Source organism: Burkholderia sp. SJZ089 (genome assembly GCF_007828315.1).
Classification (GTDB): Bacteria; Pseudomonadota; Gammaproteobacteria; order Burkholderiales; family Burkholderiaceae; genus Burkholderia; species Burkholderia gladioli.
Genome location: NZ_VIUM01000016.1, coordinates 130,989 through 146,605, shown reverse-complemented (window position 1 = coordinate 146,605; position 15,617 = coordinate 130,989). Strand labels below are relative to the sequence as shown.

The 15,617-nt window shown below is 69.5% G+C and carries 13 protein-coding genes; 3 read left to right on the top strand and 10 right to left on the bottom strand.

What is annotated here, in order from left to right; all coding sequences use genetic code 11:
- Window positions 1-4: 4 nt before the first annotated feature.
- Window positions 5-1,474, top strand: coding sequence for an alpha/beta fold hydrolase (locus FB600_RS27045; protein ID WP_145757683.1), 1,470 nt, complete (start codon window positions 5-7; stop codon window positions 1,472-1,474).
- A 28-nt stretch (window positions 1,475-1,502) separates the two neighbouring features.
- On the opposite strand, the gene FB600_RS27040 is transcribed toward FB600_RS27045, so the two are convergent.
- From FB600_RS27040 to urtA, 9 genes are all read right to left on the bottom strand, one after another.
- The gene (locus tag FB600_RS27040) at window positions 1,503-2,114 is read right to left on the bottom strand and encodes a LysE family translocator (protein WP_036039925.1); all 612 of its coding nucleotides are present in this window, start codon (window positions 2,112-2,114) and stop codon (window positions 1,503-1,505) included.
- 321 nt (window positions 2,115-2,435) lie between these two features.
- Window positions 2,436-3,476, bottom strand: coding sequence for an aliphatic amidase (locus FB600_RS27035; RefSeq protein WP_046580812.1), 1,041 nt, complete (start codon window positions 3,474-3,476; stop codon window positions 2,436-2,438).
- A 39-nt stretch (window positions 3,477-3,515) separates the two neighbouring features.
- On the bottom strand, window positions 3,516-3,890 hold the full coding sequence (locus tag FB600_RS27030; RefSeq protein WP_096748563.1) for an FmdB family zinc ribbon protein: 375 nt from the start codon (window positions 3,888-3,890) through the stop codon (window positions 3,516-3,518).
- Window positions 3,891-3,906: 16 nt separating this feature from the next.
- Window positions 3,907-5,145, bottom strand: coding sequence for a formamidase (fmdA, locus tag FB600_RS27025; protein ID WP_036039930.1), 1,239 nt, complete (start codon window positions 5,143-5,145; stop codon window positions 3,907-3,909).
- Window positions 5,146-5,202: 57 nt separating this feature from the next.
- Window positions 5,203-5,892, bottom strand: a complete 690-nt coding sequence (urtE, locus tag FB600_RS27020; RefSeq protein WP_013698625.1) for an urea ABC transporter ATP-binding subunit UrtE — start codon at window positions 5,890-5,892, stop codon at window positions 5,203-5,205.
- A gap of 16 nt (window positions 5,893-5,908) precedes the next feature.
- Window positions 5,909-6,652 carry an urea ABC transporter ATP-binding protein UrtD gene (gene urtD, locus FB600_RS27015; protein WP_013698626.1) on the bottom strand — a complete coding sequence of 248 codons (744 nt, stop codon included), beginning with the start codon at window positions 6,650-6,652 and terminating at the stop codon, window positions 5,909-5,911.
- Between the two features lie 2 nt (window positions 6,653-6,654).
- Window positions 6,655-7,833 (bottom strand): urea ABC transporter permease subunit UrtC, encoded by a 1,179-nt coding sequence (urtC, locus tag FB600_RS27010; RefSeq protein ID WP_096748562.1) that lies wholly within the window; start codon window positions 7,831-7,833, stop codon window positions 6,655-6,657.
- Between the two features lie 63 nt (window positions 7,834-7,896).
- Window positions 7,897-8,814, bottom strand: coding sequence for an urea ABC transporter permease subunit UrtB (gene urtB / locus FB600_RS27005; protein ID WP_096748561.1), 918 nt, complete (start codon window positions 8,812-8,814; stop codon window positions 7,897-7,899).
- A 99-nt stretch (window positions 8,815-8,913) separates the two neighbouring features.
- Entirely contained in the window at window positions 8,914-10,182 is a 1,269-nt protein-coding gene (gene urtA / locus FB600_RS27000) for an urea ABC transporter substrate-binding protein (protein WP_013698629.1), read from the bottom strand.
- 178 nt (window positions 10,183-10,360) lie between these two features.
- Between urtA and FB600_RS26995 the strand changes: the two genes are divergently transcribed.
- Together FB600_RS26995 and FB600_RS26990 are read left to right on the top strand one after the other, a co-directional pair.
- Window positions 10,361-13,915: an ATP-binding protein gene (locus FB600_RS26995; protein ID WP_145757682.1), complete on the top strand. Its 3,555-nt coding sequence runs from the start codon at window positions 10,361-10,363 to the stop codon at window positions 13,913-13,915.
- Between the two features lie 55 nt (window positions 13,916-13,970).
- On the top strand, window positions 13,971-14,882 hold the full coding sequence (locus FB600_RS26990; RefSeq protein ID WP_044274411.1) for a response regulator: 912 nt from the start codon (window positions 13,971-13,973) through the stop codon (window positions 14,880-14,882).
- A gap of 48 nt (window positions 14,883-14,930) precedes the next feature.
- Here FB600_RS26990 and FB600_RS26985 read toward each other — a convergent pair whose 3' ends face one another.
- Window positions 14,931-15,602, bottom strand: coding sequence for a TetR/AcrR family transcriptional regulator (locus FB600_RS26985; RefSeq protein ID WP_096748559.1), 672 nt, complete (start codon window positions 15,600-15,602; stop codon window positions 14,931-14,933).
- Window positions 15,603-15,617 lie beyond the last annotated feature (15 nt).

Genomic DNA, 15,617 nt, shown 5'->3' with positions numbered 1-15,617 from the left:
CCCCATGTTTCGCCCCGCTTCACGCTGTCTTGCCTCACGCTTTCTCGCCGCCCTGCTGGCCGCCTCGGCCTGCTTCGCCGGCCCCGTCGCGCATGCCGATCCCGTCTCGTATCACTACGCCAGCGTCGACGGGCTGCGCCTGTTCTATCGCGAGGCCGGCGATCGCGCCAAGCCGACCTTGCTGTTGCTGCACGGTTTCCCGAGTTCGTCGCACGAGTTCCGGGATCTGATGCCCCTGCTCGCCGGGCAATTCCACGTGATCGCGCCCGACTACCCCGGCATGGGCTACAGCGAGGCGCCGCCCGCCGAGCGCTTCGTGCCGAGCTTCGACAAGGTGACGAGCGTGATCGAGCACTTCGTCGCGAGCCTGGGCGAGCCGCATCTGATCGTCTACATGACCGATTTCGGCGGCCCGGTGGGCATGCGCCTCGCGCTAAATCATCCGGACTGGATCGACGGGCTGGTATTCCAGAACGCGGTGATCTCGGAGGACGGGGTCGATCCCGCCCGGCGCCGGCGCGACGCCGCGATCACGGGCGAGGCCACGGAGGCCAAGCGCGCGCTGGCGGAAAGCCATGTCTCGCTGGCTACCGCCCTGCTGCTCTATCGCCACGGCGCGCGCGAGCCCGATGCGCTGAACCCCGATGCCTGGACCAACGACGCGGCCGCGCTCGCCAACCCCGACAGCCGCCGCATCATGACCGACCTGCAACTCGACATCCCGAACAACGTGGCCGCGTTCCCGGCCTGGCAGGCCTGGCTGCGCGAGCACCAGCCGCGCACCCTGGTGGTGTGGGGCAGGAACGATCCGATCTTCGTGCCGGCCGGCGCCGAGGCGATCCGGCGCGAGGTGCCCGACGCGGCGATCCACTACTACGACACGGGGCACTTCGCGCTGGAGGAGGATCACGACGATATCGCCAGGCAGATCGGCGGCTTCTTCGCGCCGGTTCACGTGCGCGGCCGGATCGAGTCGGTGGAGGGCGCGACGGTGACGGTGCGCACCCGCGAAGGCACGAGGCAAGTCCTGAAGCTCGATGCGCGCACGCGGCTGGCCGCCGTCAAGCCCTACGACCGCGCCCGGCTCGAGCCCGGCAGCTATGTCGGCGCGGCGGCCGTGCCGAGCGGCGCCGGACTCGGCGCGCTGGAGGTGATGGTCTATCGCGAGGAGCGGCGCGGCACCGGGGAAGGCCATTACGCCTGGGATCTCGCGCCCGGCAGCAGCATGACGGGCGCCACCGTGACGGCGGTGACGGCCGAGCCCGGCGGCCGCGACCTGGACCTGCGCTACGGCAGCGAGACGCTGCGCGTGCATGTGCCCGATTCGGCGCCGGTGGTGACCTACGCGCCGGCCGGGCGGGAGGATCTGGTGCCGGGTGCCTACCTGTTCGCGGTCGCGGCACCCGGCGATCACGGGCAGTGGCGAGCCGGCGCGATCTCGGTGGAGAAGGACGGCGTCAAGCCGCCGCTGTGATACCCGGCAGGCTTGGCGGGCGCCGCCCTCAGCGCGTGGCCATCACCACCGCCGCGCCGGCCATCATGGTGGCGCTGGCGCGGTTGGCCACCTTCACCGCGCGGCGGCTCCTGAGCAGCCGGCGCGCGCGCGCCGCGAGCAGCGCCCAGCTCAGGTCGACGGCGGCCATCACCACCAGCATGGTCAGCGCCAGCTCGGCCCAGGCCAGCGGCCCGACATGGGAGAGGTCGACCAGCGTGGGCAGCAGCGCCACGTAGAACACCATGATCTTGGGATTGCCGAGCGAGACGGTGAGGCCGGCGGCGAACATGCGCAGCGGCGACTGGCCGCTCGGCAACTGGCCGTCGTCGACGGCGGCCGGCGCGAGCCACATCTTCACGGCCAGGAACAGCAGGTAGACGATGCCGGCGATCTTCAGCAGCAGGAAGGCGGTCGCGAAGGTCTTGGCCAGCGCGGCCAGGCCCGCCACCGCGAAGCTCATCCACAGGATCTCGCCGATCCACATCGCGGCCAGGAACGGCAGCACGTCGCGAAAGCCGTTGCTCATCACGCGCGCGACCAGGGCGGCGATCCCCGGCCCCGGCGAACCGGCGGCCACCATCAGGGCCAATGCGAATACCAACAGGGCGGACAGCGCCATCGAAGCCTCCAGGACAGGCGGCGGCGCACCGGGGCGATGGCTCCGGCAAGGCGCCGCGAGCCGCCATCTTAGCGCAGCCGCGTGCGGCCCTGGCCCGGCTTGGCCGCCAGCGCCGCCTGGCTATCGTCGGCTTGTCGTCGCTGGCTTGTCGTTGCCGGCTTGTCGTCGGCTTGCCGTCGCTGGCCTGCCGCGCCCGCCCTGCCTTCGATGCCTCGCCTCGCCGCAGGCCGGCAGCAGCGCGGCGGCGCGCGGGTCGATGCGCGCGCCGCCGGTTTGCCTGCCTGCTCCCTCGTGCCAAACCCCTTCGCCTCGCCTGCCCGCCTAGCGCGTATTGGCTTCCGCCTGGTGAGGAATCCCCTCGATCGGACATTCGGGCGTGCCCGGCATCGGCCGCGTGATCGCCTCGGCGGCCGCGCGCGCCTTCTGCGGATCATTCACCCAGTCGCGGTAGAAGCCGAACGGGCAGTCGGCCACGCCATGCACGCTGTCGCCCGAGTTGATCGTGCCGGTGTAACCGCGATGCAGCAGCTTGTAGAGATGGTTCTGCGACTGCAGGTTGCGGCGCGCGTCGCGGATCTGCGAGACCGACAGCTCCGCGTACTGCACGCCCATCTCCTCCTCGCCGCATTCGCCGAGCGTGCGGCCGTCGAAGCCGACGATCGCCGAGTGGCCGAAGTAGGAATAGACGCCGTCGAAGCCGGCCGCGTTGGCCACCGCCACGTAGGTGTTGTTCATCCAGGCCATCGCCTTCGAGACCAGCACCTGCTGCTCCTTGGCGGGGTACATGTAGCCCTGGCAGCGCACGATCAGCTCGGCGCCCTGCATCGCGCAGTCGCGCCAGATCTCGGGATAGTTGCCGTCGTCGCAGATGATCAGGCTGATCTTCAGGCCCTTCGGCCCGTCCGTCACATAGGTTCGATCGCCCGGGTACCAGCCCTCGATCGGCGTCCAGGGCATGATCTTGCGGTACTTCTGGACGATCTCGCCCTGGTCGTCGATCAGGATCAGGGTGTTGTAGGGCGCCTTGTTCGGGTGCTGCTCGTGGCGCTCGCCGGTGATCGAGAACACGCCCCACACCTTGGCCTGGCGGCAGGCGGCCGAGAAGATCTCGGTTTCCGCGCCGGGGATGGTGGAGGCGGTCTCGTACATCTCGGCCTCGTCGTACATGATGCCGTGCGTCGAATACTCGGGGAAGATCACCAGGTCCATGCCCGGCAGGCCGCGCTTCATGCCGACCAGCATCTCGCCGATCCTGCGCGCGTTCTCCAGCACCTCGGCCCGGGTATGCAGCCGCGGCATCTTGTAGTTCACCACCGCGACGCCCACGCCGTCGCGGCTGCTCGAAATATCGCCATGTCGCATCGTCTTGCTCCGTTCGCTTGATGAGCGGGATGGCCCCGCTCAGTGACTGATCATCCAGGGCCGGCCGGCGGGCCGCTTGAGCGCGCCCGCCGCCCCACCGCCGCCCGCCGCGCCGATCGCGCTGCCGCCGCTCGCGCCGGCCAGCGTGGCACGGCCGCCCGAACAACACCCGCAGCCGGGCCGGTGCCGGGACGCGGCGCCCTCGCCCGACTGGCGCGGCGCGTGCGCGGCGCGCTCGTTGGTGGCGTGCGCGATGCGCCGCTCGCCCGACATCAGCGCCAGCGACGGCGCCGTGAGCTGGCGCGCGGCGATGGTCCCGCACACGGGACAGGGCGCGGGCCGGTCGCGCTCGGCGATCGAACGCAGCGCCGCGAAGGGCCCGCAGGTGTCGCAATGGAAGTCGTAGATCGGCATCGCGCGCTCCCGGCCCTCAGGCCTTCACGAGGTCGTAGGAGATCGGCAGGTCGACCTCGCCCTTCACATGGCGGATCGGCCCTTCGGCGTTCGGCCGGATGTCGAAGTCGAAGATCTGGGTGGGCAGCCAGAGCGTGGCGCAGGCGTTCGGGATGTCGACCACGCCGCTGATATGCCCCTGCACCGGCGCGCAGCCGAGCAGCGAATAGGCCTGCGCGCCCGAATAGCCGAACTTCTTCAGGTACTCGATCGCGTTCAGGCAGGCCTGCCGGTAGGCCACCGTCACGTCGAGATAGTGCTGGCCGCCCGTCTCGTCCACCGAGATGCCCTCGAAGATCAGGTAGTCGTTGTAGTTCGGCGTGATCGGGCTGGGCTGGAACACCGGGTTGCGGATCCCGTACTTGGCCATGCCGCCCTTGATCAGGTTCACGCGCATGTGGACCCAGCCGGCCATCTCGATCGCGCCGCAGAAGGTGATCTCGCCGTCGCCCTGGCTGAAGTGCAGGTCGCCCACCGAGAGGCCCGCGCCGTCCACGTAGACCGGGAAGAACACCTTCGAGCCGCGCGACAGGTCCTTGATATCGCAGTTGCCGCCATGCTCGCGCGGCGGCACGGTACGCGCGCCCTCGGCGGCGGCGCGGGCCTTGGCGTCACCGCTCAGGCTGCCCATGTGCGCGGTGGCCGCGAACGGCGGATTGGCCAGCGGCGGCACGCGCTCGGGGTGGGTGGCGATCAGGCCGGTCTCGCGCGCATTCCAGGTTTCCAGCAGCTTGGGATCGGGCAGGCAGCCGATCAGGCCCGGGTGGATCAGGCCCGCGAAGTTCACGCCCGGGATATGGCGCGAGCTGGTGTACATGCCGTGGAAATCCCAGATCGACTTCTGCGCCGAGGGGAAATGGTCGGTCAGGAAACCGCCGCCGTTGGTCTTCGAGAAGAAGCCGTTGAAGCCCCACTGGCTGTCCGACTTCGCGCCGATGTCGAGCAGGTCCACCACCAGCAGGTCGCCCGGCTCGGCGCCCTTCACGCCCACCGGGCCCGACAGGAAGTGCACGATCGACAGGTCGATGTCGCGCACGTCGTCGGCGCTGTCGTCGTTCTTGATGAAGCCGCCGGTCCAGTCGTAGGTCTCCAGGATGAAGTCGTCGCCGGGATTGACCCAGCAGGCCATCGGGATGTCGGGGTGCCAGCGGTTGTGGACTTGGGCGTTCTCGTAGGCGGACTGGTTCAGGTCGACCTTGATCAGGGTATCGGTCATCTCGTGTGCTCCTCGCTTCGGCAATGAATGGGATGGCGCGCCTCGGGCGGCGCGCCCTCAGACGGACAGGTATTCGCGGATGCGGTCGGTGTCGCCGGCCTCGCGCGTGCTCTGGTGGACGAAACGGCCGCCCTCGATCACGAACAGCCGGTCGGCCACCTCCAGCGCGAAGCTCAGCACCTGCTCGGACACCACGATCGCGATGTCGCGCGTGGCGCGGATCTGGTTGAGCGCGCGGGCGATGTCCTTGATCACCGAGGGCTGGATGCCCTCGGTGGGCTCGTCGAGCAGCAGCACCTTGGGATCGGTGGCCAGCGCCCGCGCGATCGCCAGTTGCTGCTGCTGGCCGCCCGAGAGGTTGCCGCCCTTGCGGCGGCGCATGTCGAACAGCACCGGGAACAGCGCGTAGAGATCGTCGGGCACGGTCTGCGATTTCGCGTTCTCCAGGCCGGTGCGGATGTTCTCCTCCACCGTCAGCGAGGCGAAGATCTGCCGGCCCTGCGGCACGTAGCCGATGCCGCGCGCCACGCGCCGGAAGCTCTCGTCCCTGGAGACGTCGGCGCCGCCCACCTTCACGCTGCCGCGGCTGGCCGGCAGCATGCCGATCAGCGCCTTGAACAGCGTGGTCTTGCCCATGCCGTTGCGGCCCATCACCGCCACGCTTTCGCGCGTGCCGACCGAGAAGCCGATGCCGTGCAGCACCTCGCTCTGGCCGTAGCTGACGACGAGATCGTCGACTTCGAGCATCTGGGGTTCCTCCTGTTCAGTGGCCGAGATAGACGTCGATCACGCGCGGGTCGGCCTGCACCTTGGCCATCGGCCCCTCGGCGAGGATCCTGCCCTGGTGCATCACGGTGACCTTGTGCGCGATGCGCTCGACGAAGGCCATGTCGTGCTCGATCACGATCATCGAGCGCTGCTGGCAGATGCGCCCGAGCAGCTCGGCGGTGATCTCGCGCTCCTTCACGCTCATGCCGGCGATCGGCTCGTCGAGCATCAATAGTTCGGGGTCCTGCATCAGCAGCATGCCGATCTCCAGCCACTGCTTCTGGCCGTGCGAGAGCAGCCCCGCCTCCAGGTCGAGCGCGGCGGCCAGGCCGATCTCCTCGGCCACCGCCAGCACCCGGTCGCTCACCTCGGCGTCGCGCTTGAAGGCCAGCGCGCCGAACACGCCGCGCCCGCGCGGATAGGACACCTCCAGGTTCTGCGAGACCGACAGGTTCTCGTAGATCGAGGGCGTCTGGAACTTGCGGCCGATGCCCTTGCGCACGCGCCGGTACTCGGCGAGCTGGGTGATCTCCTCGTTGCGGAACTTGATGCTGCCGCCGGTCTCGCGGGTCTTGCCGCAGATCAGGTCGAGCAAGGTGGTCTTGCCGGCGCCGTTCGGGCCGATCACCACGCGCAGCTCGCCGCGCTCCAGGTAGAGGTTCAGCGAGTCGATCGCCTTGAAGCCGTCGAAGGACACGCTCAGGTCCTCCACCGCCAGCAGGAAGTCGGTATTGCTCATGGTCATGCCCCCCGCTGGGTGGTGTCGCCGAGCCAGCGGCGCAGGCGAGCACGCAGATGCGCCTCGTAGAGGCCGGCCAGGCCGTTCGGGAAGGCCATCACCACGCCGATGAACATCGCGGCCATCAGGTACAGCCACAGGTTCGGGAAGCTCTCCGAGAACCAGGTCTTGCCGAGGTTGACCAGGATCGTGCCGACCACCGCGCCCACCACCGACATGCGCCCGCCCACCGCCGCGTAGATCACCATCTCGATCGAGGGCACGATGCCGACGAAGGACGGCGACATGAAGCCGACCTGCAGCGTGAACATCGCGCCGCCGATGGCCGCCAGCATGGCGGCCACGCAGAACGCGAACACCTTGAACATCGCCACGTCGTAGCCGGAGAAGCGCACCCGGTCCTCCTTGTCGCGCATCGCCAGCAGCAAGGTGCCCACCTTGCCGCGCTGGATCCAGCGGCAGGCCAGCATCGCGCCGATCAGCAGCGCCGCGTTGACGAAATACAGCACGTACTTGGCCGAGTTGCCCTGGATGTTCCAGCCCAGCAGCGTGCGCAGGTCGGTGATGCCGTTCACGCCGCCGGTGTAGCCCTGCTGGCCGATGATCAGCACCGAGAGGATCAGCGCCACGGCCTGCGTGATGATCGCGAAATAGACCCCGCCCACGCGCCGCTTGAACATCGCGAAGCCGACCACGAAGGCGAGCAGGGTGGGCACCACCAGCACCGCCAGGATCGAGAACGGCAGCGAGTGGAAGGGCTTCCACCAGGCCGGCAGCGCGGTGAGCTGGTTCCAGTCCATGAAGTCGGGAATGCCCGGCGTGGTCTGCGTCCTGGTCGAAACCGGATCGGACGATTCGAGCTTGAGGAACATCGCCATGGCGTAGCCGCCCAGGCCGAAGAACACGCCCTGCCCCAGGCTCAGCACGCCGCCGTAGCCCCAGGCGATCACCAGGCCCACCGCCACGAAGGCATAGGTCAGGTACTTGCCCATCAGGTTCAGGCGGAACGCGTCGAGCGCGAGCGGAAACACCACGACGATCAGGATCGCCAGCAGCACGATGCCGGCATAGCCGGAGGCGTCGGCGCGGCGCGCCAGCGCGCGCCAGCCGCCGGGGCTGGCCCGGCCGGCGGGCGGCGTCGCGGTGCCGGTGGCGCCGGCGACAGGTTGGATGGGTTCCATGATGGCTCTCCGGTGGGGAGGTCGGGATTCGGTTGAACGGGTCGTGAAGCGGCTCGCCCGCGCTCAGGCGCGGCGCACCTTGGAGGCGAACAGGCCTTGCGGGCGCAGCATCAGGATGATCACCACGGTCAGCAGGGTCAGCACGCGGGCGGTCGAGCCGGACAGGAAGAACTCGCTGATCGACTGCATCTGCGCGATGCCGAAGGCCGAGGCCACCGTGCCGAGCAGGCTGGCCGCGCCGCCGAAGGTCACCACCAGGAACGAGTCGACGATGTAGAGCGAGCCGCTGGTGGGGCCGGTCGAGCCGATCGCCGTGAACGCGGCCCCGGCCACGCCGGCCACCCCGCAGCCGATCGCGAAGGTCATGCGGTCGGTGAGCCGCGTATTGATGCCGGCGGCGTTGGCCATCGGCCGGTTCGCCACCGTGGCGCGCACCCTCAGGCCCCAACGCGAGCGGTACAGCGCCAGCAGCAGGCCGCCCGTCATGATCAGCGCGAGGCCCATCACGAACATGCCGCTCACGGGGATGTCGAGCCCTTGCGACGGCTCCCAGGAACCCATCAGCCAGTCGGGCAGCGCGGGGCTCACCTCCTTCGGGCCGAACGCGGAGCGGAACACCTGCTGCATGCCGAGGCTCAGGCCCCAGGTGGCCAGCAGCGTGTCGAGCGGGCGCCGGTACAGATGGCGGATCAGCGCCCATTCGGCCAGCCAGCCCGCGGCGAAGGCGATGAAGAAGGCCGCCACGATCGCCACGAAGAAGTAGACCGGCGTGAAGCCGTGCCAGACGTTCTGCGCGAACCAGGAGAACAGGTAGACCGTGTACGCGCCGATCGTCATGAACTCGCCATGGGCCATGTTGATCACGCCCATCTGGCCGAAGATCACGGCGAGACCCAGGCCCATCAGCAGCAGCACGCTGAACAGGCTCAGGCCGGCGAAACCCTGCATCAGGGTGATATTGAAAATGTCGGTGGCGGACATCGGTTTTCTCCTCGCGCGGTGGCCGCAAGCGGCCGCCGCGCGTCGGCTAGGCGCAAGGCGGGATGGCGGGACGGGCGTGGGCGGCTGGGCCCGCGCCGCTTACATGTAGCCCTTCGGAAACGGGTTCGGCTGGATCGGGTCGGTGGATTGCGCCACCACCTTGAACTGGCCGTCGGCCTGCCCCTCGCCGATCAGCGAACGGCTCCAGAGGTGGTGGTTCGCGTCGACCTTGGCGTAACCCTGCGGCGCGTTCTTCAGCTCGATGCCGGCCGAGGCGGCCACCACCTTGTCGACGTCGAAGCTGCCGGCGCGCTCGCAGGCGGCCTTCCAGATCCAGGGCCCGAGGTAGGCGGCCTGGGTGACGTCGCCGATCACGGCCTTCTGGCCGTAGCGCGCCTTGAAGGCCTGCACGAAGGCCTTGTTGTTGTCGTTGGTGAGCGACTCGAAATACTTCATCGAGGAATAGAAACCCGCGAAGTTCTCGCCGCCGATGCCGAGCACCTCGTCCTCGGTGACCGACAGGGTCAGCAGGAACTGCTTCTGCGGCGTGATGCCGGCGGCCTTCAACTGCTTGTAGAAGGCCACGTTCGAGCCGCCCACCACGGTCGTGAAGATGCAATCCGGCCGGGCCAGCTTGATCTTGTTCATCAGCGAGTAGAAGTCGGTGGTGCCCAGCGGGTAGTACTCCTCGCCGACCACCTTGGCATGCAGGTGCTGCTCGATATGGCGGCGCGCGATCTTGTTCGAGGTGCGCGGCCAGATGTAGTCGGAGCCGACCAGGAAGAAGCTCTTGGCCTTCTTGGTGTTGGAGGCCCAGTCGAGCGCCCAGAGGATCTGCTGGGTCGCTTCCTGGCCCGTGTAGAACACGTTCTTCGACTGCTCGAGCCCTTCGTAGAAGGTCGGGTAGTACAGCAGGCCGTTGTCCTTCTCGAAGATCGGCAGCACCGCCTTGCGCGAGGCCGAGGTCCAGCAGCCGAACACGGCGGCCACGTGGTCGTTCTCCAGCAGCTTCTTGGATTTCTCCGCGAAGGTCGGCCAGTCCGAGGCGCCGTCTTCCTGGATGATCTGGATCTTGCGGCCCAGCACGCCGCCCATCGCGTTGATCTGCTCGATCGCCAGGCGCTCGGCCTGGATCGAGCCCGTCTCCGAGATCGCCATGGTGCCGGTGGCCGAGTGCAGCTGGCCGACCGTCACGGTGGTGTCGGTGACGGCCAATTTGGTGGTGTTGACCTTGGCGGTCGGCGGGGTTTGCGCGCTGGCGGCGCGCGGCAGGCCCAGCGCCATCAGCGGGGCGGCCGCGAGGCTGCCGATCAGGCGCCGGCGCAGCGCCGAGGGGGCTTCGTCATCGTGTCGATCGTCCATGGACATCCCGTTCTCCTTGTCGGTTCGGTCCGCCGGAGCAGGTGGCCGGCGTGTGGAGCGGAATGTAGGAAGCCAAATAAAGCACCGGAATACGTCGATTGACGTATATGCCGAGGCGCGCCTGGAATGTAACTTGCGTGACGCATCCCGCCCGCCATCCGCGCACCAACCTGGATCACCCGACATGGCTCCGATGCACCAGTCCGTCGCCCCCGAGCCCGCGGGGCCCGATCTCCGGCCGATCACGCAGCGCATCGTCAAGGTGCGCCGCGACTACAACGCCTGGGTCGGCGACGAGACGCTGGAGGACTACGCGCTGCGCTACACGCCCAGCTCGTTTCGCCGCTGGTCGGAATTCCGGGTCGCGAACACCGCGATCGGCGCGGTCTCGTTCCTGGTGCTGGAGGCGATCGGCGGCAGCCTGGTGATCGACTACGGCTTCACCAACGCGGTCTGCGCGATCGCGGCGGTGTCGCTGCTGATCTGGCTGACCAGCCTGCCGATCAGCTACTACGCGGCGCGCCACGGCGTCGACATGGACCTGCTCACGCGCGGCGCCGGCTTCGGCTACATCGGCTCGACCGTCACCTCCCTGCTCTACGCGAGCTTCACCTTCATCTTCTTCGCGCTGGAAGCGGCCATCATGTCGCTCGCGCTGCAGCTGGTGTTCCCGATCTCGATCGGCCTGGCCTACGTGATCAGCTCGCTGGTGGTGATCCCGATCGTGATGTTCGGCATCACGCTGATCAACCGGCTGCAGAGCTGGACCCAGCCGCTGTGGCTGGTGCTGTTCGTGCTGCCCTACGGCGCGGTGCTCTGGCACCACCCCGGGCTGCTGCGCGAATGGACCACCTTCGCCGGCTTCGCGCCCGAGGGCCGCGCGTTCAGCGCGATCGCCTTCGGCCAGGCCGCCACCGTGGTGTTCGCGCTGATCGTGCAGGTCGGCGAGCAGGTCGACTACCTGCGCTTCCTGCCGCCGCTCACCGCGCGCAACCGGCGGCGCTGGTGGATCGCCCTGCTCAGCGCCGGGCCCGGCTGGATCGTGCCGGGCGCGCTGAAGATGCTGGGCGGCGCCTTCCTCGCCTTCATCGCGATCCAGCACGAGATCGACGCCACCCAGGCCGCGCAGCCCACCCAGATGTACCTGCTCGCCTACCACCTGCTGCTCGACCCGCTGGGGCTCGCGTCCTGGGCGGTGCCCGTGGCCGTGCTGTTCGTGATCGTCTCCCAGTTGAAGATCAACGTGACCAATGCCTACGCGGGGTCGCTGGCCTGGTCGAACTTCTTCGCGCGGCTCACGCACAGCCATCCGGGGCGCGTGGTGTGGCTGGTGTTCAACGTGCTGATCGCGCTGCTGCTGGTGGAGATGGGCGTGTTCGAGGCGATCGGCAAGGTGCTGTCGATGTACGCCAACGTGGCGATCGCCTGGGTGGGCGCGCTGTTCGCGGACCTGGTGGTCAACAAGCCGCTCGGCTACAGCCCGCGCGACATCGAGTTCAAGCGCGCCCACCTGTACGACATCAACCCGGTCGGGGTGGGCGCGATGACGATCGCCACCGTGGTGGCGATGCTCGCGCACGGCGGCGCGTTCGGCGAGCTGGCGCGCGCCATGTCGCCCTTCATCGCGCTGGGCGTGGCCTTCGTGAGCGCGCCGGCGATCGCGATCGCCACGCGCGGGCGCTACTATCTCGCGCGCCAGGCCGAGCCGGGGCCGCCCGGCGGCCTGCGCCGCTGCGCGATCTGCGAGAACGAATTCGAGCACGAGGACACGGCCCACTGCCCCGCCTACGGCGGCACCATCTGCTCGCTGTGCTGCTCGCTCGATTCGCGCTGCCACGATCGCTGCAAGCCGCATGCGCGGCTCGGCGCGCAGCTCGACCGGGTGCTGCACCGCCTGTTCCCGAACGCACGGCTCGGCGCCACCGGGCTGCGCCTGGCCCACTACCTGAGCCTGCTGCTGGCGATCTCGCTGCTGCTGGCCACGGTGCTCTACCTGATCTGGTCGCAGAGCGCCGATTCGCTGGCCACGCCGGGCTCGCCCGCCTGGCGCGAACTCGCCAACGCCTATGTGAAGGTGTTCGTCGCGCTCGCGCTGATCGGCGGCATCGCCGCCTGGTGGCTGGTGCTGGAGCGCGAGAACCGGCGCGTCACGCAGGAGGAATCGCAGCGCCAGACCGAGCTGCTGATGCACGAGATCGAGGCGCACCAGAAGACCGACGCCGCGCTCAAGCGCGCGCGGGCCGCGGCGGAAGCCGCCAACAGCGCCAAGAGCCGCTACGTGACGGGCTTGAGCCACGAGCTGCGCACGCCGCTCAACAGCATCCTCGGCTACGCGCAACTGCTGCTGCAGGCGCGCGAGGAGATCCCCAGCGCTCGGCTCAACGCGATCCGCACCATCCACCGCAGCGGCGAGCACCTGCTCGCGCTGGTCGACGGCCTGCTCGACGTGGCGCGCATCGAGGCCGGCAAGCTGCAGCTGAACATCGCGCCGATCTCGCTGCCCGACTTCCTCGCGCAGATGAATTCGATGCTGCGCCCGCAGGCGGTCGAGAAGGCGCTCGAGTTCGCGGTGCAGCCGGCCGGCTGGCTGCCGCCCACCGTCAAGACCGACCAGAAGTGCCTGAGCCAGATTCTCACCAACCTGATCGGCAACGCGATACGCTTCACGCAGGCGGGCGGCGTGACGCTGCGCGTGGGCCACGCGCTCGACACGCTGACCTTCGAGGTGGTCGACACCGGCCCCGGCATCGCGCCCGAGGAGATGGAGCGGCTGTTCCTGCCCTTCGAGCGCGGCACCGCGGCCAGCGCGCACGATCACGGCGCGGGGCTGGGCCTGACCATCTGCAAGCTGCTCACGCATGCGCTCGGTGGCAGCCTGGAGGTGGACAGCGAGCCGGGGCGCGGCACGCGCTTCGTGGTCAAGGTGTTCGCGCCTGCGGTGCGCAGCGCCGCGCCCGCGCGCACCGAGCTGGCCGATATCGGCGGTTACCGCGGGCCGCGGCGCACCCTGCTGATCGTCGACGACCTGCCCGACCAGCGCGCGATCGTCGCGCAGATGCTCGCGCCGCTCGGCTTCGGGATCGTCGAGGCCGGCAGCGGCATCGATGCGCTGCGCTGGCTCGGCACGCAGGCCGCCGACGCGATCCTGATGGACATCTCGATGCCGGCCATGGACGGCTACGAGACCAGCCGGCTGATCCGCGAGCGGCGCATCTCGGCCGCGCCGATCATGCTGCTGTCGGCCAATGCCTTCGCCGACGATCGCGAGCGCGCGATCGCGATCGGCTGCGACGACTACCTCGTGAAGCCCGTGCAGGTGCCGGTGCTGCTCGACAAGCTGGCGGCCCTGCTCGAACTCGAATGGGTGATGAAGGACGAGGGGCCGGCGCAAGCGAGCGCCGCGGCGTCGACGGCCACGCGCATCGAGCGCGCGGCAGCCGGCGGCCATGCGATGACGGCGGCGGCCGCGTCATCGATCACGGGCGGTTCGCCCGCGGCCGCCGACGCACCCGCCTTCGCGGTCGCGCCGACGCCCCTGCCCCGCGCGATCCACGCGCAACTGAAAACCCTGCTCGACGTCGGCTACGTACAGGGCCTGATCGAGGCGCTCGACGCGGCCGTCGCGTGCCGGCCCGGTCTCGCCCCCGCGCTGGCCGCGCTGCGCGAGCGCGCCGAGCTGTTCCAACTGAAGGATTTCGAGCATGAGCTTGACCGTCTCCCGCTCGGCGCCGATGACTGAAGCCGCGCGCCCGCTCCCCGATGCCGCGCTGCCCGGCGTGCTCGGCAACCGGCCCGTGGTGCTGATCGTCGACGACACGCCCGACAACCTCGCCCTGCTGTCCGACACCTTGCGCGCCGACGGTTACGCGGTGCTGGTGGCGCTCAGCGGCGACGACGCGCTGAAGTGCCTGGCGCGCGTCACGCCCGACGTGGTGCTGCTCGACGCGATGATGCCGGGGCTCGACGGCTTCGAGACCTGCCGGCGCCTCAAGCTCGACCGGCGCCACGAGCACCTGCCGGTGATCTTCATGACGGCGCTGGCCGAGAGCGAGCACGTGGTGCAGGGCTTTCGCGTGGGCGGCATCGACTATGTGACCAAGCCGGTGCGCCCCGAGGAGGTCTGCGCGCGCATCGCCGCCCATGTGCAGCGCTCGCGCGCGCAGCGTTATGCCGACACGGTGCTCGGGCTCGAGGCGCGCGCGGCGGTGATCGTCGACGGCGCGGCGGCGATCCGCTGGCAGAGCCCGCAGGCCGCGCCGCGGCTGGCCGGCTACGACCCGCTCGGGCGCGAGGCGGGCCTGTCGGTGGCGCGCGCGAAACTGCCGCCGCCGCTGGCGCGCTGGTTCGCGCAATGGCTGGAACAGGGTTGCCCCGAGGATGCCGTGCATGAGACCGCCGACGGCGGCGTGCGCCGCTCGGCGCGCGTGAGCGGCACGCGCGAGCAGGGCGAATGGGTGATCGTGCTGGAAGCCTGGGACGACGGCGCCCAGGTGGCCGCCCTGCTCGAACGCTTCGGGCTGACCACGCGCGAGGCCGAGGTGCTGCTGTGGGTCTCGCGCGGCAAGACCAATCGCGATATCGGCGACATCCTCGACATGGCGCCGCGCACCGTCAACAAGCACCTCGAGCATCTGTTCCGCAAGCTGCATGTGGAGACGCGCTCGGCCGCCGCGGCGCTGGCGGTGAAGGCGGTGGGACGCGCTTGAGGCTGGGGGCTCGCGGCGCGGGCTCAGCGGTCCGCGTGCGACGGCGCCCTAGCCGAGCATCGCAATCGCGGTTGCCAGCACTTCGCGCCTGAAGGCCGCCGGCCGCGCCGGCAGGGACGAGAACGCAGCCAGCACGTGGCTGTAGGAGACGGTCTTGCTGACGCCGTTGGCGATCATCGAGAACAGGATCTCGGGGTCGCGCGCGGGCATCTCGCCAGCCTTCATGGCGCGCGAGATCAGCGGCAGGAACACGTCGTGAACCGGGCGCACCAGGCGATCGATCAGGAAATCGAGCCGCTCGCCGTGCTCGGTGGCGGCCGTCGAGAAGAACATGCCGACATCGGGCATGGCGAACACCTGGTCGATGAAAAACGCCATCGCCTGCTCCACGCGCTGGCGCGGCGACAGCTCCGGCGTCTCGTGCAGCGCGCGGATGCGCTCGATCATCGGCGCCACTTCGTCCGCGATCTGCTCGACCACGGCCGCCCACAGCGTTTCCTTCGAACCGAAATGATGGCCGACCAGCGCCGCGTCGACGCCGGAGACGCGCGCGATCTCGCGCGCGCTGGTGGCGTGGTAGCCGCCCTTGGCGAAGGCCGCGCGCGCATTGCGCAGCAGCACGTCGGCACCGCCCGCGTCGCTGGCGGCGGGCCGGCCGCGCGCGCGGCGTCGTTGGGTGGCCGTCGCGGCAGCATCCAGGGAATCGTTCGGGGACTTCATCGGGTCGAGATCGGC